The following is a 20,314-nucleotide window of genomic DNA, read 5'->3' as shown; positions in this document are numbered from 1 at the left end:
CTCGCAGCACGGCTCAGCTCTCCTCCTGACGCGCCCCGGACTTCCACGACCAGTCGCGCAGGCGCAGGTCGTAGAGGTCCAGGCGGCGATCCTTGAGGTTGGTCACCGCACCTTCGGCGCGCACCAGCTTGAGCTTGTTCAGGTCGAGGTCCGAGAACATCACCATCTCGGTGTTGGGCGTGGTCTCGGAGAGCACCGCATCGTGGGGGAAGGCGAAGTCGGACGGCGAGAACACCGATGACTGGGCGTACTGGATGTCCAGGTTCTCGATCGAGGGTACGTTGCCGACGCTGCCGCACACCACTACGTAGCACTCGTTCTCGATCGCTCGGGCCTGGGCGCAGTGGCGCACGCGCAGATAGCTGTTCTTGGTGTCGGTCCAGAACGGCACGATCAGCACGTCCATGTCCTGCTCGGCGAGCAGCCGCGGCAGCTCCGGGAACTCCACGTCGTAGCAGATCAGGATGCCCACGCGGCCGGCATCGGTCTCGAACACGCACAGCTCGTCGCCGCCCTCGACCACCCAGTCGCGGCGCTCCTGGGGGGTGATGTGGAGCTTGGCCTGGCGGTCGATGCTGCCGTCGCGGTGGCACAGGTAAGAGACGTTGTAGAGCTTGCCGTCGGCGCCTTTTTCCACCATCGAACCGGCGACGATGTTGATGTTGTAGGAGACCGCCATGCGCGAGATTTCGCTCTTGAAGCGCTCGGTGAAGCCGGCCAGGAACTGGATCGCCGCGACCTGGTCGGTCTGGTCGGTCAGCCCCATCAACGGGGTATTGAACAGCTCCGGAAAGACCGCGAAGTCGCTCTGATAGTCGGAGATGGCATCGACGTAGAACTCGACCTGCTTGAGGACCGACTCGACCGAGTCGAACTCGCGCATCTGCCACTGCACCGCGCCCACGCGGATCTGGGTGCGCCGGGTGTCGATCACCAGGCTGGCCGGTTCGTAGAGGATGTTGTTCCACTCAAGCAGGGTGGCGTAGCCCATCGACTTCTCGTCTTCGGGCAGATACTTCTTCAACAGCCGCTTGACCAGGAAGTCGTTGGCCAGCTGGAACGACAGGATGGGGTCGTAGAACTCCTTGCGCGCGACCCGCTCGATGTACTCCGCCGGCGACATCTCCGCGGCGTGCTGGTGGTAGTTGGGGATACGCCCACCAGCCAGGATCGCGCGCAGGTTCATCGAGCGGCACAGGTCCTTGCGCGCTTCATACAGGCGCCGGCCGAGGCGATAGCCACGGTAGGCGGGGTCGATCAGCACGTCGAGACCGTAGAGCGCATCGCCCTCGGGCTCGTTGAGGATGATCTCGCGGTGACCGATCAGCTCGTCGTACTTGTGCGGGTTGGAGAAACGGTCGTAGTCGACCCGCACGGTGAGCGCGACGCCGACGATCTTGTCGTCGTCCTCGATGATGATCTGGCCATCGGGGAACTCGTCGATCAGCTTGTCGATGGTGTGCTGGGACCAGGCACCGCCGATGTCGTCGTAGACGGCGTCCATCAGCCGCTTGAGCTGCGGGTAGTCCTCGCAGGCGAGGTTGCGCAGGTTGAGATGCAGTTCTTCCAGAGACATTGAGCGGCTATCTCCATCCGGGCCAATAACGGTCGGCGCACATTGGCGTGAAAAAAGGGCTTATAGAGACAAAGTCTAACACGTCGCGTTCCTCGCCGAGCGTCGGTGCCTGACGGCGGTGGCCCCAGGCGGCACCGTGATGATGCAAAGCGTGCCGGCTTCAGAAAGGGGAGCGTCTGCCGACAATAATGCAGACATTCTAATTTTTCTTCGAGCGGTGGAGTGCGTGGCAGCTACGCCAACTACCCCTGAGACCCGATATGCAGCGATGGCGACAGATAGGGTTGGGGCTCGTGCTGATGAGCATGAGCCTGGCAGCCCAGGCGTTTCAGGCGAGCGACGACGACCGCCTCACGCTGAGCGGATTCGGCACCCTGGGGCTGGTCCACAGCGACAACGCCGAGGCCGAGTTCCTGCGTGACATCGGCCAGCCCAAGGGCGCCGGTGAGGGATGGAGCGCGCGGGTCGACAGCCTGCTGGGGGCGCAGCTCGGGTGGCGTTTCGACCCGCGCTGGGATGTAGTGGTGCAGGGGATCAGCCGCTACCACGATAGCGGCAATTATCGCCCCGAGCTGAGCTGGGCATTCGTGCGCTATCGCCCCGACCCCGCGCTGCAGCTGCGCGCCGGGCGTCTGGGCTGGGATGTGTTCCAGCTCGCCGACTCGCGCTACGTGGGTTACGCCTACCCTTGGGCGAGACCCCCGGTGGATCAGTTCGGCATGCTGCAGTTGACCCATATCGACGGTGCCGACGTCACCTTCAAGCAGCCTGTGGGCAGCGATCTGGTGCGGCTCAAGCTCTACGCCGGCAGCTCCGACAGCCGCATCTACGTGGTCGACGATCTGGTCGCGGACTTCGATGCCGACGCCGTCTACGGTGGTCATCTCGACTACGAACACGGCCCCTGGCGCCTGCGCACCAGCTATACCGAAGTGCGCTCTGACGTGGATTACGCCGGGAGCATCGTCAACGAGATCGACAGCCTGCAAGTTCCCGGGCTGGACGGCGAGCGCGAGATCGAGCGTGCACTCGGCTTCTCGCGGCTGCGGCTGTTCTCGTTGGGGGCGCTGTATGACAGCGGCCCGCTGCAGGTGCAGGCGATGTGGAACCGCAGCCGCACCGCGCGCTACCACGGCCGGATCGACTCGGCGCTGCTCTCGGTCGGTTACCGGGTGGGGCAAGTGACGCCCTATGTCGCCCACTCCCGCGCCATGACCTCTTCCACCAACCCCGACGTCACCGATATCGACCAGCGCACCTGGACCTTCGGCACGCGCTTCGATGTTGCCAGGGATATCGCACTCAAGGTGCAGCTCGATCGTGTCGATACGCGCAGGCCCGGCTTCCTGTGGCGTGGTGACAGCGACTGGGAGGGCGGTTGGAGCTCGATCTTCAGTCTCGGGTTGGACTTCATCTTCTAGGAATCTGGGCATGATTCGCGTGCGCGCCTGTCTTCTCATAGCGCTACTGACGCTGGCACTCCCGGCGATGGCGGATATCGCCATCGTGGTCAAGGCGGGCAGCGGTGTCGGCCAGCTCACCCGCAGCGATGCGATCAATATCTTCATGGGCCGTTACCGCATGCTGCCCAATGGCAATCCGGCGCTGCCGCTGGACGTGGCACCGCTCAAGGCGCGTTTCTATCGGGCGCTGGTGAACAAGAATCTGGCCGAGATCAACGCCTACTGGGCGCGCCTGGTGTTCTCGGGCGAGGCCTCACCGCCACAGCAGGTCGCGACGGCCGCCGAGATGCGCCAGCTCGTGGCGCACAACCCGAGCGCCGTGGGCTATCTCGACAGCCGCGAGGTGGGTGACGACCTGCACGTCGTGCTGATACTGAATGAGTGAGCCATGTCGCGACTGCTGACGCTATTACACACTCGCCTGGCGCTTCGCACTACAGCGATCATCCTGCTCATCGTGGGCCTGCTGGGTATCGCCTTCCTGCTGCTGGCGGTGCACTTTCGCGCTCTGAGCGTGCATCAGGAGCAGCAGGCACGCCTCGAGGGTTTGCTGACCACGGTCGAGCGCACGGCGCAGATCGCCTGTTTCCTGAATGGCGAAGAGCTGGCACGGGAGCTGGCCGATGGCCTGCTGAGCAACGATATCGTGCATGCGGTACGCATCGAGTCCCTCGACGGCAAGCTGTTGGTCGATCGGGGCGGGCCGATCGACACATCCAGCGATGCCCTGTTCACGCGCGAGATATCCTCGCCATTCGATGCCGGGACACCCCTGTGCCGCCTGATCATCGACCCCAATCAGCGCTATATCGATGGCCTGGTCGATCAGGCCTCGCGCTTCGTCGGCGGTGCGCTGCTGCTGCAGCTTCTAGGCATCGGTTTCTGTGTGGTGCTGGTGGTGGTGCGCTACGTGACCCGCCCGATCACCGGGCTGTCGCAGCGGCTGCGAGCGCTCGAGGCGGAGACCGGGCAAAAGCTGCAGGCGCCGCGGGGTAACCGTGACGATGAGATCGGTCAGTTGGTGAACAGCGTCAACGCCATGATCGATAACCTGGTCCAGAGTCTCGACGCCGAGCGCTGTTTGCGCCTCGAGCGCGAGGTCGAGGAGCGCCGCTACCGGGCGATCTTCGACAACGTCGAGACGGGCATCTTCGAGGTCGACGACAACGGCGCGATCCGCGTCGCCAACCCCGCCTTCCGGCGCCTGTTCAAGCTGCCCGCCAATCGCGACCTGAACCGCCATCCGATCGATTTCGCCACCCTGGTCGACCCTGAGGGCACCTCTGGCGCCAGCCCGGCCACGGTGGTCGCCGGCGGCCGTGGGCAGCAGTGGGAGGTGGCGCTGGGCGACGAGGAGCCACGGCGCTGGGTCAGCCTGGTGCTCAACCCGCTGGAGGCCGGGCGCTTGCAGGGGGTCGCACATGACGTCACCGCGCGTAAGCGCGCCGCGGACGCGGCCGAGCAACTGGCGGTGACCGACCCGCTCACCGGGCTCGGCAATCGGCGTGGTTTCGACCGTCGTCTGGCGGTGATGGGGCGCCATCATCGGCTCTACCCGGATCGCTGCCACGCCCTCGTGCTGCTCGATTTCGATCACTTCAAGCAGATCAACGACACCCACGGCCACCACGCCGGAGACCGGGTACTACGCCACGTCGGCGGCGAGCTGGCGGTGCTGCTGCGCCAGCGTGACTACGTGGCGCGGCTGGGTGGTGACGAGTTCGTGCTGCTGCTGGAAGGGTGCGGGCAGCGCGACGAGGTCGAGGCGCTGCTGGCGCGCTTCGTCGCAGGACTGCAGACCCCGATCGAGCTCGAGTCGGGGGTGGCGATCACCATCGGAGTCAGCATCGGGGTGGCGCTGCTCGGGGTGGATACCGAGGAGCCGCAGGAGGCGCTGCTACTTGCCGACCGCGCGATGTACGCGGCCAAGCGCGCCGGGCGCAATACCTGGCGCTTCCACACCGGCAACGGCTGAGCCGCACTCAGCCCGGCCGACGCATCTGGAAACGCTGCGCCTCGGCGGCCTCGAAGTAGTCCGCCGGGCCGCCGCCACGTAGTATCGGACGCGCGGCGGCGGTCTGATAGATGCCATCGACCAGTAGGGCCGGATCGATATGTACCCCGACCACCTCACCGAGTACCAGCCAGTTGTCGATCTCTTCGCCGGCGGCAGAGCGCAGCCGCAGCGTCTGGCTAAGCCGGCACTCGAACACCACCTGGGCTTCACCCACATGGGGCACCGCGACGACCTGGGAAGCACTCGGGGTGAGCCCGGCCAGGCTGAACTCGTCGACCTCCGGGGCCACCGACGCCGCGCTCTGGTTCATCGCTTCGGCCAGAGGGCGGGTCGCCAGCTGCCAGCAGAACTCGCCGGTGCGTTCGATGTTGCGCACGCTGTCCTTGTAGCCGGCACTGGAGAAACCGATGATCGGCGGGGTATCGGCGAAGGCGTTGAAGAAGCTGTAAGGGGCCAGGTTCAACTGCCCCGACTCGTCCTGAGACGAGATCCAGCCGATCGGGCGCGGGCCGATGATCGCCTTGAACGGATTGTGCGGCAGGCCATGCCCCTCTCGGGGCTGGTAGAAGTGGGCGTTGCTGGGCATAGCGAAAGGTTCCTGAGGGGGCGCGATGGCGCGACGGGGGTGGCCGCCGCTGGCGCCATGCCGGCGGCGGCGATGAGGCGGATGGGGTCTGGCGCTATTTGCGCACCACGCGATAGACGATCAGCAGCACGATGGCGCCGAGCACGGCGATCGCGAAGCTGCCAAAGTTGAAGCCGGAGACGCTGCCGAAACCGAGTGCGGTGCCGATCCAGCCGCCCACGACCGCCCCCAGAATGCCGAGGATAATGGTGACGATGAAGCCGCCCGGGTCCTTGCCCGGCATGATCAGCTTGGCGATGGCGCCGGCGATCAGACCGAAAATGATCCACGTGATGATGCCCATGAGTGCCTCCTGGCTGGGTGGGCGCGTGCCGACATGGCGCGCTGTATGAGAAACGGGGTCTACGACTGACAGTATCTGTCCTGGTCAGAAGCTAGTCGGCGTCGCCGCGCCCGGCAAGCGCCTGACAAAGGTCCGGCGGGGCAACTGGGCGCCTCAGGCCGTGCGGCCGGCGAGGAAGGTCAGCGTACGCCCATGGGCCAGCGCCGCGGCCTGCTGGTGATAGCTCGCCCGCGACCAGCAGTTGAAGCCGTGCTCGGCGCCGTCATAGAGATGCACTTCGACCTCGCGGTTGGCAGCGAACGCGTCGCGGGTCTGTTCGACATGAGCGAGCGGGATGTGGTCGTCTTCGGCACCGAAGTGGAACTGGGCGGGTACCGCGAGCTCGCCGGCGCGATCGAGATACTCGGTGAGGCCACCGGCGTAGTAGCACACCGCGGCATCGACGCCCGCATCCAGTGCGCACAGGTAGGAAAGCACACCGCCCATGCAGTAGCCCACCGAGGCGATCGGCCCTTCGCACACCGGGCTTGCACGCAGAGCTCGGGTGGCGGCGCGCAGGTCGCTAATCACGGTGGGGTAGTCCAGCGCCTGCTTGTGCGCCACGGCGGCTTTCCAGTCGTCACCGTCATAGCCCAGCTCGACCCCGGGCGCCTCGCGCCAGAAGACATCGGGCGCGATGACACTGTAGCCATCCATGGCGTACTGCTCGGCGACACCGCGGATATGGCCGTTGACGCCGAAGATCTCTTGGATCAGCAGAATGCCGGGGCCCTTGCCTTTGTGGGGTAGTGCCTGATAAGCCTTGAACGTCTTGCCGTCCTCGGCGGTGATCTCGATCCATTCGGTCTTGATGTGGGTCTGGGACATGTCTGGCTTCCTGTGCGGGGTAAATGGCCTTGGCCGGCGAGTAGCACCTGCCGGCCAAGGCCGCTGAAACGGCGCCCGGCAGCGAACCGGGCAACCCGGGAAAAAAGTATAGCAGGCTATCTAGCATCGGCCCGGGGGGACACGGCCGTCACAGGGAGAGGGATGCATGCCGCCACTCGATGTCACCACGCTGGCCGCACAGCTCGTCGGGCTGATCGCGCTGGGTTTCATCATTCTGGCCTTTGCCAGCCGCCAGGACGATCGGCTGCTGCTCCACCTGATCTTCGCCAACGTCGCTTTTGCCGTGCATTTTCTGCTGTTCGGCGAGTGGACGGCGGCGGGTATCACGTTGTTGGTGATCGTGCGGATTCTGCTGGCGCGCCGCTATCGCGGCGACTGGCGGGTGATGCTCGGCATGCTGGCGCTCAACCTGGCGGTGGCGTTGGCCGTAGCGCGCGGTCCGGCGGACCTGTGGCCGCTGGTGGCGACGCTGTTCGGTACCGTGGGCATGTTCATGCTGCGTGGCATCCCCATGCGGCTGTGTCTGGCCGCGGCCGCGCTGGCATGGCTGATCAACAATGCGCTGATCGGCTCCCTCGGCGGCATCGTCGCCGAACTGCTGGCGCTGGTGACCAACCTGGTGACGATCTGGCGGCTACGACGCTGGGGCATTCGCCCCAGCAACTGAATCAGCCGTCCGCAACCCCGTGGCAGGTATGCGGCGCCGAAACGCTAGGCCGGCCGACGGCGGTCTTCGAGTATCCGACGTCCGCGGATGCAATCCTGCTCGTGGGGTTCGTCGACCCACGTCTCGGCGATGCCTTGTTCGATCCAGCTCGCCACCGCCGGGTGTGCCAGCAGCCGCTCGGCGTAGTCGCGGGCCGGGTCGTTCAGGGAGATGCCGTAGCCGTGCACGCGCACCGCCACGGGCGCGAACATCGCGTCCACCGCGGTGAAGCGCTCACCCGCCAGCCAGGGGCCGCCGAAGCGCGCGATGCCTTCCTGCCACAGGGCGTTGAGGCGGGCGATGTCCCGCGCCAGGGCGGCACTGGGTTCACCCAGTTCGATACGCAGGGCGCAGTTCATCGAGCACTCATCGCGCAGCGCGAAGAAGCCCGCATGCATCTCGGCACTGGCGCAGCGGGCCCAGGCGCGTGCCTCGCGCGCCTGTGGCCAGGCCGCCGGATGGCTTTCGGCGATGTACTCCAGGATCGCCAGCGACTCCCACACCACGCTGTCGCCATCATGCAGGCAGGGCACCTTGGCGGTGGGTGAGAAAGCGGCGAAGGCTGCCTGCTTGCCATCCCCATCGAACGGGGTCATCACCTCCTCGAAGGGGATCTCCAGCGCGTGCAGTAGCACCCAGGGGCGCATCGACCAGGATGAGTAGTTCTTGTTGGCGATAAAGAGCCGATACGTCATATCCACCTCCGGGGCTGTGTCGCTATGAATGTGCCGCTAGGAGTATGCGGCGCTCGCCCGCGCGGCGGAAGAGACCGGCCTTACGCGCGTGGCGGTACCGGACGCGGTGCCGGGCCAGCGTAGGGCCACAGCCACCCCTTGGGCAGCGGGCCCTTGTTGCGCCCGCCCTGGCACTGTTGCTCCCAGGCGTGGGCGAGAATGCCCACCGAGCGTGAGAGGCAGAACAGGCCGCGCGCCAGCGGTGCCGGGAAGCCCAGCTCGGCATAGATGACGGCGGTGGCGCCGTCGATGTTGAGCGGGATCGGCTTGCCCTTCATGGCGATCAACTGGCGCTCGATCTCCCGGGCGATGGCGACGAAATGTCCCGCCACCTCGCCGCGTTCGGCGGCTTCCTCGACCAGTTGCAACAGTCGCGGCCCGCGCGGGTCGACCGGATGGAAGCGGTGGCCGAAGCCGGGAATGATCTTGGTCCGCTCGCGCTGCCAGGTGGTGATGCCTTCCTGGACTGCGATCTCCAGAGTGTATCCGCCGGCCTGGTACTCGAGAATCGACTGATACAGCTCGACGGCCTGCTCGCCGGCGCCACCGTGAACGTCATCGAGCACGTTGACCGCAGAGGCCATGGCATTGTTGAGGCTGCCGCCACAGGTCATCGCCATGCGCGCGATGGCAATGCTGGGGGCCTGTGGGCCGTGGTCGACCGCGCTCATCAACGCCGTTTCCAGCAGGGCGGCCTGGGGCCGGGTGGGTAGCTCGCCACGAGTCATCAGCCAGACCATGTCGGCGAAGCCGACGTTGCCGATCAGCTCCTCGATGGGATAACCACGGTAGCGGATCTCGCCGGGGCGCATATCGATGATGTCGGTATGCCACCACTGTTGAGCCTGGTACGCCGGCGTAGCGGACTTGGTCATGTGCTCTCTCCCGTTCATTCGTCGTTGGCGGCCCGGTTGGGCAGCAGGGTGGCGTTGTCTTGACCGAGCCCGGGCGGCGGAGATGCCACGCGAGGCGCCTGGCCGTCGAAACGGTAACCGCCGCTGACCACCTCCAGCGGCCGCCCGAGGGTGCTGGTGTCGAAGCGCTCGATCAGTCCGCGCTCGCGAACCTGGGGGTGCGCCAGGGCCTCGGCGACGCTGTAGACCGGGCCGGCGGGCACGCCGGCCTCGACCAGCCGTGGCCACCAGTACTCGGTCGTCTCCCGTTTCAGCACCGCCTCGAGGCAGTCGCTCAATGCCCGCCGATGCTCCAGGCGCGCCTGGCGCTGGGCGAAGCGCGGGTCGGTGAGCCACTCAGGGTGTTCGAGCAGGTGGCAGATCGCTTCGAACTGCTCCTGCTTGTTGGCGGCGATGTTGATCAGCCCGTCGGCGGTGGCGAAGGTGCCGGAGGGGCTGGCGGTGACGTTGTCGTTGCCCAGGGGCTGCGGCGGCTTGCCGGCGATCAGCAGGTTGGAGACCGCCCAGCCCATGGTGGCCAGCACCGATTCGAGCATCGAGATATCGATGAAGTGCGCCTTGCGCGGTCGTTCGGCCAGGGCGGCATTGATCGCCATTGCCGCGGTCAGACCGCCGACCGTATCGGCCAGCGGATAGCCGACCCGATAGGGCGCGTTGTCCGGCGCGCCGGTAATGCTCATCACCCCGGCCATGCCCTGAATGATCTGGTCGTAGGCCGGGTAGTTGGCCAGCGGCCCATCCTGGCCGAAACCGGAGATCGCGCAGTAGACCAGCTCGGGGTTGCCCTCGCGCAGCGTCTCGAAGCCGAGCCCCAGGCGCTGCATGACGCCGGGGCGAAAGTTCTCGACCACCACGTCGGCGGTCGCCACCAGCGTCAGGAAAGCGTCACGATCTCGCGCGTGTTTGAGATCGAGCGTCACCGAGCGCTTGCCGGCGTTCTGCGCGAGGAACGAGACCCCCATCAGTGCCTCGTTGAGCGCGGGGTCGGCGCCCAACTGACGTGCCAGATCGCCGCCCTGGGGGCGCTCGACCTTGATCACCTCGGCACCGAGATGGGCCAACTGATGGCAGCAGAATGGCCCGGCGAGCACGTTGGTCAGATCGAGCACCCGGTAACCGGTCAATGGTGACGACATGGTTCCTCCTGATGAAACTATTTCCTTCAGAGAGAATATGATTCGTCAGAGTGAGTTGCAATACCGTTTTGCCTGTCGCAACATCGCCCTGAGTTTCATGACCCATCAAGCTGACCGACAAGGAGCGCGCCATGGCGCAGAGACGAGTCGAAGCCGTCGAGCGAGCGCTGACGCTGCTCGAAGCCTTTTCGCAGGAGCGCCGAGAGTTCTCTCTGACCGAACTCGCCAATGCCTCGGGGTTCTACAAGAGCACGATTTTGCGGCTGATGGCGTCGCTGGAGCATTTCGGCTATGTCACCCGCGACGAGCGCGGAATCTACCGGATCGGCCCGGCGGTATCGCGTCTGGCGCCGCTGGCAGGCGATGGGCCACAGCTCGAGAATCTGGTGCGCCCGATCCTCGAGTCGCTGCGTGACGCCAGCGAAGAGACCGCTTCCTTCTATGTCCGCGATGGCGACCACCGGATCTGCCGCCTGCGCGAGAACGGCTGCATGGAAGTCAGGCACCATCTGGAGGAGGGGGTGAGATTGCCGCTGGGCCGCGGTGCCGCGGGCCGAGTGCTCAACTATGAAGTGCCACGCGGTCAGGTAGCGGTCTCGAGTGGGGAGCGCCAGGCGGGGCTGTCGGCGGCGGCCATCGGCATCTACAACGGCGAAGGCGAGCTGATGGGGGCGCTGGCACTGTCAGGCCCCAGCGAGCGCTTCAACCTGGCGGTCAAGGATCGCCATGTGCCGTTGCTGACCCAGTACGGGCCGCGTCTCGAGCGCCAATGGCCACGTGCACTGCGGGCTTCCTGAGAGACTCAGCGCCGCAGCCGCCCGCGGCGCCAGTGAGAACCGATGACTCGGATGGCTCACGGCGATGAGCCATCCGAGCCGGCGCGAGGGCCGGTTCTACTGGATCAGGCCGACTTCCCTGGAGATCGTCTCGATATCGGCGATCTGCTGATGCACGTAAGCATTGAACGCCTTACCGCTGCGGTCGAAGGGAATCAAGCCGTTCTTGCTCATGACCTCCTTCCACTCAGGGCTTTCGTAGACCTTGTGCAGCGTTTCTTCCCACCAGGCCACATCCTCGTCGGAGAGTTTCGGCGGCAGATAGAAACCACGCCAGTTGATGCCCTCGACATCCACACCCTGCTCCTTGGCGGTGGGGAACTCGCTCAGCGCACCGGGCAGGCGGCCGTCGGCGAGCACAGCGAGGACCCGCAGGTCGCCGGATTCGACGAAGCCGAGAATCTCCGAGGCATCGCCCGAGAAGGCGTCGATATGGCCACCCACAACCTGGGTCAGTGCCTCGCCACCGCCGTCGAACGGCAGATACTTGACCTTGTTCAGCGGTTGGATGTGGTCGGCGCGCGCCATCATCAGCACCTTGAGATGATCCCAGCCGCCACTGGCACTGCCGCCGGCGAAGCTTACACTGGCGGGGTTTTTCTCCATGGCATCCAGCAGCGACTCGAGATTCTGGTAAGGCGAGTCCTTGCTCACGGCGATCACGCCATAATCCGCCCCCACGGTGCCGGCCCAGTTGACCATGTCGGCGTTGAGCCCGGGGAACTGATGCTGGGCCAGGCGGGTGGTGGTCGAGGTCGACGCGGAGACGATGACGTCGTTCTGCCCGGCGCGCTTGGTGACGACGTGAGAGAACGCCACACCGCCGCTGGCGCCCGGCATGTTGGTGGTCTGCACGCTGCCGTCGATGGCACCGATCTCGCTCAGCACCTGGCCCACGCTGCGGCAGGTGAAGTCCCAGCCGCCGCCGGGATTGGCGGGGGCGATACAGTCGATCTTGCCGCTCGGACCGGCCGCCTGCACGCCCAGCGGCAGCAGCGCCAGCGAAAGCGCGAGACAGAGGGCGGAAGGCTTCATGGGCAACGATTTCATGGCGTCTCCATTATTCTCTTTTGTAGAACATGTTGCGTCAGTAGAAACTATAGGCGTGCGCAGACCGGGTCAATCGCGATGGCACGACTTGCGACTAAAGAATATCCATGAGAACTATGGTGTTCTATCTGGCAGAATTGTTGTGATGGGGATGGTAGAGAAATTGGTAGAGAAATTGGCGGGGAAAGTGACAGGTAGGCTGGCGGTGAGAGTGGCAGGCAGAGTTGCGGTGAGAGTGGCGGCAAGACGGGGCCGGCCGGGGTGTGCAGTGGCGTCTCTGGGGCCGAACAGACGTCGACTTGTGCGCGATGCCGGTTTTATCGACGCGTTGGAAGCGTCAAACTAGGCCCCCCGCCCCTGGCAGGGCGATACCGGTTCATCGGTGACTACCCGACCGATACCGAAGCATCTCTTTTCTGGCTGGACGACCCCTTATGGCGCTACGACAATCGACCCGGATCAACAAGTACATCAGCGAAAGCGGTATGTGCTCACGTCGTGAGGCCGATCGCTTCGTCGAGCAGGGCAACGTCTGGATCAACGGCCGCCGCGCGACCACCGGCGATCAGGTGGTGGCGGGGGATCGGGTCAAGGTCAACGGCCAGGAGATCGAACCAAGAGAGGCGGAGGATCTGGTTCTGATCGCGCTGAACAAACCGGTGGGGATCGTCAGTACCACCGAGTCCAGCGAGAAGGACAACATCGTCGAGTTCGTCAAACATGGCGCGCGCATCTTCCCGATCGGCCGGCTCGACAAGGATTCCCAGGGGCTGATTCTGCTGACCAACGACGGCGATCTGGTCAACAAGATCCTGCGCGCGCACAACCATCACGAAAAAGTCTATCGGGTGACGGTCGACAAGCCGATTACCGACGACTTCATCGCGGGTATGCAGCAGGGGGTGCCGATCCTCGGTCAGGTGACCAAGCGCTGCCAGGTGAGCCGCGAGTCGACCTTCGTCTTCACCATTACGCTGGTGCAGGGGCTCAACCGCCAGATCCGCCGCATGTGCGAGTACTTCGGCTACGAGGTCACGCAGCTGATCCGTACCCGGATCATGAACATCTCGCTCAAGGGACTGGCGCTGGGCGACTGGCGAGATCTCACGCCGAAGGAGATCGATACGCTCATCGCGCTGACCCGCGGCTCCGGCAGCGAAGCCGAGCCGGAACGCACGCCCAAGCGCGCGCGTAGCGGCAACGCCGCGAAGCCGGCGACCGGCAAGCCTCGTGCCGGTGGCAAGTCCGCTCCCGGCAGCAAGCCGTCTTCCGCTGGCAAGCGTGCCGGCCGTGACGCTGCCAAAAGCGGTGCGGCCAGTGCCAAGAAACGCGGCAGCGCCAACGCCCGCTCCGGCCCGAAGAGCGCCGCCGGCAAGCCGCATCCCAAGGCCAAGGCGGTCGCTGGCGGCAAGCCGGGTGCCAAGGGTAAGACGGGCGCTAAAGGCAAGCCGAGCGTCACTGGCAAACCCGGCGGCAAGCCCGCCGCCAAGGGGCGCGGCGGAAAGCCGGGGGCGCCCAACGCCAAGGGCCCGCGCGGCAAGAAGCGTTAGGTCGGGCGCTTAGCCGATAGCTTTCAGCGCGGCCTTGGCCACCTGTACGTCCTGCTCCGGCTTGACCCCGGAAATTCCCACGCTGCCGATCACCTCACCGTCGACGATCACCGGTACGCCACCGGCGAGCAGCGCCTGCATGGGCGCGCTGACGAAGGCGGTGCGGCCGTTGTTGATCATCTCTTCGAAGACTTGGGTCTCCTTGCGGCCGATGGCGGCATTGCGGGCCTTCTCGCTGGCGATGCCGGCGCTGAAGGGCGCGGCGCCATCGAGCCGACGCAGGCCCAACAGATGGCCGCCTGCGTCGGCCACGGCGATGGTGACCGCCCAGCCCTGGGCCTCGGCTTCGCGCTGGGCGCTGTCCAGCAGGGCGTTGACGTCGGCGAGTTCGAGTACGGCTTGGGTCTTCATGGTGTGGCTCCTGGGGAAACTGACAACAGGGAATGGTGAGTCATGCCTGGGGCGCGGCCAGACGCTCGTCGACCAGCTCGATCCAGTGGCGCACCGGCGTGCGACCGGCGCCGCCGAGGTGGCTCTGACAGCCGATGTTGGCGGTGACGATGGTGTCGGGCTGGCCGGCCTCCAGCGCGTCCAGCTTGGCGTCGCGCAGCTGGCGCGACAGCACCGGCTGGGTGACCGAGTAGGTGCCCGCCGAGCCGCAGCAGAGATGGGCGTCGCGTACCGGCGCCAGATCGAAACCGAGACGTGTGAGCACGCCTTCCACCGCCCCGCCGAGCTTCTGCGCGTGCTGTAGTGTGCACGGGCAGTGGAAGGCGAGACGCTGGGCGTCGTTGGCGCTGGTACTCCCGGCCAACGCTTCGAGATCCTCCTCGCGCAGGATCTCGACCAGATCCTTGGCCAGCTCGCTGACGCGGCGAGCCTTGTCCGCATAGGCGGGGTCGTCGGCGAGCATCTCGCCATACTCCTTGACGAAGGCGCCGCAGCCGCTGGCGGTCTGCACGATCGCCTCGGCACCCTCTTCGATCAGCGGCCACCAGGCGTCGATATTGGCGCGCATGCGTGCACGCCCCGCCTCCTGGGCGTTGAGGTGGAAGTCGATCGCGCCGCAGCAGCCGGCGTCGCGCGCCGCGCGCACGCCGATACCCAGGCGGTCGAGCACGCGCGCCGTGGCGTCGTTGGTGTTGGGCGCCAGGCCGGGCTGCACGCAGCCTTCCAGGATCAGCATCTGGCGGGCGTGACGCTCGGGCGCGGGGCGTGCCCGGCGCGGTGCCGGTCGCGGCGGGATCTTGTCGCGCAGCGCGGCCGGGGCCAGCGGACGGAAGGTCTGACCCAGGGCCAGCAGGGCCTGGAAGCGCCGGGGCTCGGCCAGTGCCTTGCGCAGCCCTAGGCGCAGCGCGCGTTCACGCGGGGTGCGCCCGACCCGGCGGTCGACCTCGGCGCGGCCGATGTCGAGCAGCTTGTGGTACTCGACCCCGGAGGGGCAGGTGGTTTCGCAGTTACGGCAGGTGAGGCAGCGGTCGAGATGCAGCTGGGTCTCGCGGGTCACCTGGTCGTCGCCGGCGTCGCTCTCCAGCAGCTCCTTGATCAGGTAGATGCGCCCGCGCGGGCCGTCGCGCTCGTCGCCGAGCAGCTGATAGGTGGGGCAGGTGGCGTTGCAGAAGCCGCAGTGCACGCAGGTGCGCAGGATGCGGTCGGCTTCGCGGATCGCGGGCCGTTCGCGCGCGGCGTCGGTGAATTGTGTCTGCATGATGGCTCCTACCAGTCGGCGTAGAGCCGGCCGGGATTGAAAATGGCGTGCGGGTCGAGACGCGTCTTGAGCTGCTGGTGATAGCGCGCCAGCACCTTGGGCAGTGGCGAGAACGGCGAGGCGCCGTCGATCGAAGACTCGTCGGGCGCGGGGCCGAAGCGCGTGGCGTGGCCGCCGGCGGCGATGCTGGTCTCGTGCACGTGCGGTGCGGGCTCGTCGCTGCGCAGCCACTGCTGGGCACCGGCCCAGTCGCATAGCCAGTCGCCGCTCAGCGCCGGGCGCCGCGCGCGGGCTGGCAGCGAGAGCCGCCACAGCGGCCGTGGGTCCTGCGGCGAGAAGAAGGCCAGACGCTGCTCGCGCAGATCTTTCCAGAAGGTGGCAGCGTCGGCGTCGCCGCCCAGGCGTTCGCGGGTCGATGCCACCGAGCCTTCGCCCCCCTCGAGACGCACATGCAGCACGCCCTCGGCAAAGGCGGCGCCACTCAACGGTAGCGGCTCGCGGCCCCAGGCGCGCAGATGCTCGAGCGCGCGCGCTTCGTCCATCTCCAGACGCAGGCAGGCGCTCGCTGGCGGCAGCGGCAGCACCTTGAAAGAGACCTCGGCGAGTACCCCCAGCGTGCCCTGGGCGCCGACCATCAGCCGCGACAGATCGTAGCCGGCGACGTTCTTCATCACCTCGCCGCCGAAGCGCAGCAGTTTGCCGTCATGGGTGATCACCCGGGTGCCGAGCACGAAGTCGCGCACCGCACCGCTCCAGGGGCGGCGTGGCCCGGAGAGACCGCAGGCGACCATGCCGCCGACGGTGGCTGCATCGCCGAGGTGTGGCGGTTCGAACGGCAGCCGCTGGCCGCTGGCGGCGAGCGCGCTTTCGAGCTCGGCCAGAGGCGTGCCAGCGCGCACCGTGACCACCAGCTCGACCGGATCGTAGTGGACGATGCCCCGATGCTCGCCGAGCGCGAGGCGTCTCTCGGCGTCGACCCGGCGGCCGTAGAACGCCTTGGTACCGCCGCCCTGGATCACCAGCGGGGTGCGCTCGCGGTGGGCTTGGCGCACCTGCTCGCAGAGCGCGTCGCTCAGGTCCTGGCCATCATCCAGGGTGGGCCCGGCCTGATCCGCAGGGGTGAACTCGGGGCGCTGGTCCTGGGGGTGTGGCATTACGCATCTCCTGACTCGAACGACTAGCTAGACTTTGTACGAAAACTACCTGCGCTCGGTAATACGGCGTTAAAAATCGGCTGGAGCGCCAGCCCGGTCAAAATGCTCATTTACACCCCGTAAATTCCGCGTTTTCGCCGATTTTTGCCTTGTCTTCCCTTTGCTCGCTGACTTTTCGCACAAACCCTAGAAGCGGGGCAGCTCGGGGTGGGGCAGTTCGCCGTGGTGCACGTGCATGGCGCCGAATTCGGCGCAGCGCGCCAGCGTGGGAATGTTCTTGCCCGGATTGAGCAGGCGATGCTCGTCGAAGGCGAACTTGACCGCGTGGAACTGGGTCAGCTCGTCGGCGGCGAACTGGGTGCACATCTGGTTGAGCTTCTCGCGGCCGACGCCGTGCTCGCCGGTGATGGTGCCGCCGACCTCGACGCAGAGTTCGAGAATCTTGGCGCCGATGGTCTCGGCGGTCTCCAGCTCGCCGGGGCGATTGGCGTCGAACAGGATCAGCGGATGCAGGTTGCCGTCGCCGGCGTGGAAGACGTTGGCGACGCGCAGCCCGTAGGTCGCGGAGAGCTCGTTGATGCCCTTGAGCACCCGTGGCAGCTCGCGCCGGGGAATGGTGCCATCCATGCAGTAGTAGTCCGGCGACATGCGCCCCACGGCGGGGAAGGCGGCCTTGCGCCCGGCCCAGAACAGCTGGCGCTCGGCGTCGTCCCGGGCGAGGCGGATCTCGCTGGCCCCGGCGCGCTCGAGCAGCTCGCGCACGCGCTCGCAGTCGGCGTGGACATCGGCCTCGACGCCGTCGAGCTCGCACAGCAGGATCGCCTCGGCCTCGACCGGGTAGCCGGCGTGGACGAAGTCCTCGGCGGCGCGAATCGCCAGGTTGTCCATCATCTCCAGGCCGCCGGGAATGCAGCCGGCGGCGATGATGTCACCCACCGCCTTGCCGGCACGCTCGACGTTGTCGAAGCTCGCCATCAGCACCTTGGCCACCTGCGGCTTGGGCAGCAGCTTGACGGTGACCTCGGTGATCACCCCGAGCATGCCCTCCGAACCGGTGAACAGGGCCAGCAGGTCGAAGCCGGGCGCGTCCAGCGCCTCGCTGCCCAGGGTCATGCGTTCGCCCTCGATGGTGACGATCTCGACGCTGAGCACGTTGTGCACGGTGAGCCCGTACTTGAGGCAGTGCACCCCGCCGGCGTTCTCGGCGACATTGCCGCCGATCGAACAGGCGATCTGCGACGAGGGGTCGGGGGCGTAATAGAGCCCGTGCGGCCCGGCGGCTTCGGAGATGGCCAGGTTGCGCACCCCCGGCTGCACCCGCGCCAGGCGCGCATCGGGGTCGAGTTCGAGGATACGGTTGAAGCGCGACATCACCAGCAGCACGCCCTTGGCCAGCGGCAGCGCACCGCCGGAGAGCCCGGTACCGGCGCCGCGGGTCACCACCGGCACGCGCTGGGCGTGGCATACCCGCATCAGCGCCGTCACCTCATCGAGGGTCGCCGGCAGCGCCACCAGCAGTGGCAGGGTGCGGTAGGCGGAGAGCCCGTCGCACTCGAACGGGCGCAGATCCTCTTCGCGCGCCAGCAGGGTGAGCGCCGGGGCCTCGGCGTGGATCGCCGCCATCAGCGTGGACTTGTCGACGCTGGCGATCTCGCCGTCGAGTCGTTCATCGTAGAGCAGGGTCACGGTCTACTCCCTGGATTGCCGTCGTGGGGCGTATGGACTGCCGACGTGGGCGTATAAATTGCCGTGGCGCCGGTTTATGGAAAGCGTTTCCATATTTTCTTATAGCATTGTGGGAAAGCGGCCGGGGTCTCTCTATTAGCCAAAAGGTGTAGATGTTGTTAATTGGTCAGACCACCGCGCTGCCGCTGTTCGGCAGCGCGGTGGTCGGTACGATGGCTCAGCCGCCCATCAGCGGGTCGCCGATATGGAACACATAGAAGGCGAGCAGGCCGACGATGCCCGCGAACAGGCAGTAGTAGAGCGTCGGCAGGATCGTCTTGCGCAGCGTGGTGCCCTCGCGGCCGAGCAGGCCCACGGTGGCCGAGGCCGCGACCACGTTGTGGATGGCGATCATGTTGCCGGCTGCCGCGCCCACCGCCTGCAGCGCCACCATCATCGCGGTGGAGACGCTGAGCGCCTCGGCCACGTTGAACTGGAACGCCGAGAGCATCAGGTTGGAGACGGTGTTGGAGCCGGCGATGAAGGCGCCCAGCGCGCCCACCGCAGGGGCGAACAGCGGATAGACGTGGCCCACGCCGTCGGCCACCAGTTGCGCCATCGCCACCGGCATCGAGACCAGATCGGACTCGTTGACGCCTGAGTTGATCAGGATGCGCACCATGGGGATGGTGAACAGCAGCACGAAGCCGGCACCGAGGAGGGTCTTCGAGGATTCGGCGAATGCCGCCTTGACCTGGCTGGCGCGCATCTGGTGCAGGAAGATGGTGCAGATCACCGCGATCAGGATGATGCCGCCGGGCAGATAGAGCCACTCCACGCTACCGGAGACGCCCTGTTCGCCGAGGATGTTGCTCCAGCCGGTGCTGACCGAGGAGAGCGCCGACTTGACCGCCGGCACGGTGCGCGAGATCACCAGCAGCACGGCGACGATCACATAGGGCATCCAGCCGCGCAGGGTCGACATCGGGGCGCGCCCGGCGACGTCCTCGACCTTGATCTCGATCGTGCCCAGCCACTCGGCCGGCCACTGCGAGCGCGGCGGGAAGTCCCAGGTGTCCTTGGGCAGCAGAAAGCCCTTGCGTGCCGCCGGCACCACGATGGCAAGACCGATCAGCCCGCCCAGCAGCGACGGGAACTCCGGCCCCAGGAAGACCCCCACCAGCATGTAGGGCACCACGAAGCAGACCCCGACGAAGAGTGCGAAGGGCGCGATCGAGAGGCCCTCGCGCCAGGAGCGATTCTCGCCGAAGAAACGCACCATCACGGTGACCAGGATCAGCGGCATGAACACCCCGATCAGGCCGTGGGTGAGCGCCACCTCGGAGGTGATCAGGCGGAAGAAGGTCTCCCAGCTCGAGCCGTTGGCGGCGAGCTGCTGGCTGATCGCCGCCTGGTTGAGCCCGCCGGTGACGCCGACCACGATCGGTGTGCCCACGGCGCCGAAGGAGACCGGGGTCGACTGCAGCATCATCCCTACCACCACCGCACCCAGCGCGGGGAAGCCGAGTGCCACCATCAGCGGCGCGGCCACCGCGGCCGGCGTGCCGAAGCCCGAGGCGCCTTCGATGAAGCAGCCGAACAGCCAGGCGACGATCAGCGCCTGCACGCGGCGGTCCGGGCTGATGCCGGAGAAGCCGTTGCGGATCGCCATGATGCCGCCGGAGTGCTTGAGCGTGTTGAGCAGCAGGATGGCGCCGAAGATGATCCACAGCAGCGCCACGGTCAGGATCAGCCCCTGGAGGGTCGATGCCAGCACCCGGTTGGCGGTCATGTCCCAGGCGAACAGTGCGATCAGCACCGCCACCACGAAGACGATCGGCATGGCCGTGCGCGCCGCCATGCGCAGGCCGATCAGCAGTACCCCGGCCAGGATCAGCGGCAGGAAGGCAAGCAGTGACAACACCGTATGGTCCATAGCGAAAGCCCTTCTGTGATTTTTATGAGAGCGTGGTTTTTATGAGCGCGTG

19 protein-coding genes are annotated in these 20,314 nt (G+C 66.5%); 6 read left to right on the top strand and 13 right to left on the bottom strand.

Annotation, left to right across the window (positions count from 1 at the left end):
* Window positions 1-13 precede the first annotated feature (13 nt).
* The gene (locus QO259_RS15230) at window positions 14-1,576 is read right to left on the bottom strand and encodes a bifunctional GNAT family N-acetyltransferase/carbon-nitrogen hydrolase family protein (RefSeq protein ID WP_285950589.1); all 1,563 of its coding nucleotides are present in this window, start codon (window positions 1,574-1,576) and stop codon (window positions 14-16) included.
* Window positions 1,577-1,836: 260 nt separating this feature from the next.
* Here QO259_RS15230 and QO259_RS15225 point away from each other — a divergent pair, with 260 nt between their 5' ends.
* The 3 genes from QO259_RS15225 to QO259_RS15215 are packed head-to-tail and all read left to right on the top strand — an operon-like array spanning window position 1,837 to window position 5,014.
* Window positions 1,837-2,997: a porin gene (locus tag QO259_RS15225; protein ID WP_285950588.1), complete on the top strand. Its 1,161-nt coding sequence runs from the start codon at window positions 1,837-1,839 to the stop codon at window positions 2,995-2,997.
* 10 nt (window positions 2,998-3,007) lie between these two features.
* Complete coding sequence (locus tag QO259_RS15220; protein ID WP_285950587.1) at window positions 3,008-3,424, top strand: hypothetical protein; 417 nt, start codon at window positions 3,008-3,010, stop codon at window positions 3,422-3,424.
* Between the two features lie 3 nt (window positions 3,425-3,427).
* A complete protein-coding gene (locus QO259_RS15215; protein ID WP_285950586.1) occupies window positions 3,428-5,014 on the top strand; it encodes a diguanylate cyclase domain-containing protein in 1,587 nt (528 codons plus the stop codon).
* 7 nt (window positions 5,015-5,021) lie between these two features.
* On the opposite strand, the gene QO259_RS15210 is transcribed toward QO259_RS15215, so the two are convergent.
* The 3 genes from QO259_RS15210 to QO259_RS15200 all read right to left on the bottom strand — a co-directional run bounded on the left by QO259_RS15210 (window position 5,022) and on the right by QO259_RS15200 (window position 6,852).
* A complete protein-coding gene (locus QO259_RS15210; RefSeq protein ID WP_207033410.1) occupies window positions 5,022-5,642 on the bottom strand; it encodes a flavin reductase family protein in 621 nt (206 codons plus the stop codon).
* A 94-nt stretch (window positions 5,643-5,736) separates the two neighbouring features.
* Window positions 5,737-5,985, bottom strand: coding sequence for a GlsB/YeaQ/YmgE family stress response membrane protein (locus QO259_RS15205; RefSeq protein ID WP_207033408.1), 249 nt, complete (start codon window positions 5,983-5,985; stop codon window positions 5,737-5,739).
* A 153-nt stretch (window positions 5,986-6,138) separates the two neighbouring features.
* Window positions 6,139-6,852 (bottom strand): dienelactone hydrolase family protein, encoded by a 714-nt coding sequence (locus QO259_RS15200; protein WP_285950585.1) that lies wholly within the window; start codon window positions 6,850-6,852, stop codon window positions 6,139-6,141.
* A 166-nt stretch (window positions 6,853-7,018) separates the two neighbouring features.
* Here QO259_RS15200 and QO259_RS15195 point away from each other — a divergent pair, with 166 nt between their 5' ends.
* Window positions 7,019-7,540 carry a YgjV family protein gene (locus tag QO259_RS15195; RefSeq protein WP_285950584.1) on the top strand — a complete coding sequence of 174 codons (522 nt, stop codon included), beginning with the start codon at window positions 7,019-7,021 and terminating at the stop codon, window positions 7,538-7,540.
* A 44-nt stretch (window positions 7,541-7,584) separates the two neighbouring features.
* Here the strand turns inward: QO259_RS15195 and QO259_RS15190 are convergent, their stop codons facing one another.
* The 3 genes from QO259_RS15190 to QO259_RS15180 form a co-directional block, all read right to left on the bottom strand.
* Complete coding sequence (locus QO259_RS15190; RefSeq protein ID WP_285950583.1) at window positions 7,585-8,274, bottom strand: glutathione S-transferase family protein; 690 nt, start codon at window positions 8,272-8,274, stop codon at window positions 7,585-7,587.
* 80 nt (window positions 8,275-8,354) lie between these two features.
* Complete coding sequence (locus QO259_RS15185) at window positions 8,355-9,188, bottom strand: citryl-CoA lyase (RefSeq protein WP_285950582.1); 834 nt, start codon at window positions 9,186-9,188, stop codon at window positions 8,355-8,357.
* 14 nt (window positions 9,189-9,202) lie between these two features.
* Entirely contained in the window at window positions 9,203-10,363 is a 1,161-nt protein-coding gene (locus QO259_RS15180) for a CaiB/BaiF CoA transferase family protein (RefSeq protein ID WP_285950581.1), read from the bottom strand.
* Between the two features lie 131 nt (window positions 10,364-10,494).
* Between QO259_RS15180 and QO259_RS15175 the strand changes: the two genes are divergently transcribed.
* Window positions 10,495-11,160 carry an IclR family transcriptional regulator gene (locus QO259_RS15175; RefSeq protein WP_207033396.1) on the top strand — a complete coding sequence of 222 codons (666 nt, stop codon included), beginning with the start codon at window positions 10,495-10,497 and terminating at the stop codon, window positions 11,158-11,160.
* A gap of 96 nt (window positions 11,161-11,256) precedes the next feature.
* Here QO259_RS15175 and QO259_RS15170 read toward each other — a convergent pair whose 3' ends face one another.
* Window positions 11,257-12,249, bottom strand: a complete 993-nt coding sequence (locus tag QO259_RS15170) for a Bug family tripartite tricarboxylate transporter substrate binding protein (protein ID WP_285950580.1) — start codon at window positions 12,247-12,249, stop codon at window positions 11,257-11,259.
* Between the two features lie 434 nt (window positions 12,250-12,683).
* Here QO259_RS15170 and rluF point away from each other — a divergent pair, with 434 nt between their 5' ends.
* Window positions 12,684-13,799 (top strand): 23S rRNA pseudouridine(2604) synthase RluF, encoded by a 1,116-nt coding sequence (rluF, locus tag QO259_RS15165; protein WP_285950579.1) that lies wholly within the window; start codon window positions 12,684-12,686, stop codon window positions 13,797-13,799.
* A gap of 9 nt (window positions 13,800-13,808) precedes the next feature.
* Here rluF and QO259_RS15160 read toward each other — a convergent pair whose 3' ends face one another.
* The 5 genes from QO259_RS15160 to QO259_RS15140 form a co-directional block, all read right to left on the bottom strand.
* Window positions 13,809-14,210, bottom strand: a complete 402-nt coding sequence (locus QO259_RS15160) for a GlcG/HbpS family heme-binding protein (RefSeq protein WP_285950578.1) — start codon at window positions 14,208-14,210, stop codon at window positions 13,809-13,811.
* Window positions 14,211-14,250: 40 nt separating this feature from the next.
* A complete protein-coding gene (gene glcF, locus QO259_RS15155) occupies window positions 14,251-15,507 on the bottom strand; it encodes a glycolate oxidase subunit GlcF (RefSeq protein ID WP_285950577.1) in 1,257 nt (418 codons plus the stop codon).
* Window positions 15,508-15,515: 8 nt separating this feature from the next.
* Window positions 15,516-16,661: a glycolate oxidase subunit GlcE gene (glcE, locus tag QO259_RS15150; RefSeq protein WP_285950576.1), complete on the bottom strand. Its 1,146-nt coding sequence runs from the start codon at window positions 16,659-16,661 to the stop codon at window positions 15,516-15,518.
* Between the two features lie 186 nt (window positions 16,662-16,847).
* A complete protein-coding gene (gene glcD, locus QO259_RS15145) occupies window positions 16,848-18,347 on the bottom strand; it encodes a glycolate oxidase subunit GlcD (protein WP_285950575.1) in 1,500 nt (499 codons plus the stop codon).
* A 217-nt stretch (window positions 18,348-18,564) separates the two neighbouring features.
* Entirely contained in the window at window positions 18,565-20,262 is a 1,698-nt protein-coding gene (locus tag QO259_RS15140) for an L-lactate permease (RefSeq protein WP_285950574.1), read from the bottom strand.
* Between the last annotated feature and the right edge of the window lie 52 nt (window positions 20,263-20,314).

Origin of the sequence: Salinicola sp. JS01 (assembly GCF_030284585.1) — a bacterium.
GTDB lineage: Bacteria > Pseudomonadota > Gammaproteobacteria > Pseudomonadales > Halomonadaceae > Salinicola.
This window is presented reverse-complemented; position numbering and strand designations above follow the sequence as displayed.

Excerpts from the sequence above, each read along its gene's own strand:
- QO259_RS15230 (WP_285950589.1), bottom strand. The coding sequence starts at position 1,576 with ATGTCTCTGGAAGAACTGCATCTCAACCTGCGCAACCTCGCCTGCGAG.
- QO259_RS15225 (WP_285950588.1), top strand. The coding sequence starts at position 1,837 with ATGCAGCGATGGCGACAGATAGGGTTGGGGCTCGTGCTGATGAGCATG.
- QO259_RS15220 (WP_285950587.1), top strand. The coding sequence starts at position 3,008 with ATGATTCGCGTGCGCGCCTGTCTTCTCATAGCGCTACTGACGCTGGCA.
- QO259_RS15215 (WP_285950586.1), top strand. The coding sequence starts at position 3,428 with ATGTCGCGACTGCTGACGCTATTACACACTCGCCTGGCGCTTCGCACT.
- QO259_RS15210 (WP_207033410.1), bottom strand. The coding sequence starts at position 5,642 with ATGCCCAGCAACGCCCACTTCTACCAGCCCCGAGAGGGGCATGGCCTG.
- QO259_RS15205 (WP_207033408.1), bottom strand. The coding sequence starts at position 5,985 with ATGGGCATCATCACGTGGATCATTTTCGGTCTGATCGCCGGCGCCATC.
- QO259_RS15200 (WP_285950585.1), bottom strand. The coding sequence starts at position 6,852 with ATGTCCCAGACCCACATCAAGACCGAATGGATCGAGATCACCGCCGAG.
- QO259_RS15195 (WP_285950584.1), top strand. The coding sequence starts at position 7,019 with ATGCCGCCACTCGATGTCACCACGCTGGCCGCACAGCTCGTCGGGCTG.
- QO259_RS15190 (WP_285950583.1), bottom strand. The coding sequence starts at position 8,274 with ATGACGTATCGGCTCTTTATCGCCAACAAGAACTACTCATCCTGGTCG.
- QO259_RS15185 (WP_285950582.1), bottom strand. The coding sequence starts at position 9,188 with ATGACCAAGTCCGCTACGCCGGCGTACCAGGCTCAACAGTGGTGGCAT.
- QO259_RS15180 (WP_285950581.1), bottom strand. The coding sequence starts at position 10,363 with ATGTCGTCACCATTGACCGGTTACCGGGTGCTCGATCTGACCAACGTG.
- QO259_RS15175 (WP_207033396.1), top strand. The coding sequence starts at position 10,495 with ATGGCGCAGAGACGAGTCGAAGCCGTCGAGCGAGCGCTGACGCTGCTC.
- QO259_RS15170 (WP_285950580.1), bottom strand. The coding sequence starts at position 12,249 with ATGAAATCGTTGCCCATGAAGCCTTCCGCCCTCTGTCTCGCGCTTTCG.
- rluF (WP_285950579.1), top strand. The coding sequence starts at position 12,684 with ATGGCGCTACGACAATCGACCCGGATCAACAAGTACATCAGCGAAAGC.
- QO259_RS15160 (WP_285950578.1), bottom strand. The coding sequence starts at position 14,210 with ATGAAGACCCAAGCCGTACTCGAACTCGCCGACGTCAACGCCCTGCTG.
- glcF (WP_285950577.1), bottom strand. The coding sequence starts at position 15,507 with ATGCAGACACAATTCACCGACGCCGCGCGCGAACGGCCCGCGATCCGC.
- glcE (WP_285950576.1), bottom strand. The coding sequence starts at position 16,661 with ATGCCACACCCCCAGGACCAGCGCCCCGAGTTCACCCCTGCGGATCAG.
- QO259_RS15140 (WP_285950574.1), bottom strand. The coding sequence starts at position 20,262 with ATGGACCATACGGTGTTGTCACTGCTTGCCTTCCTGCCGCTGATCCTG.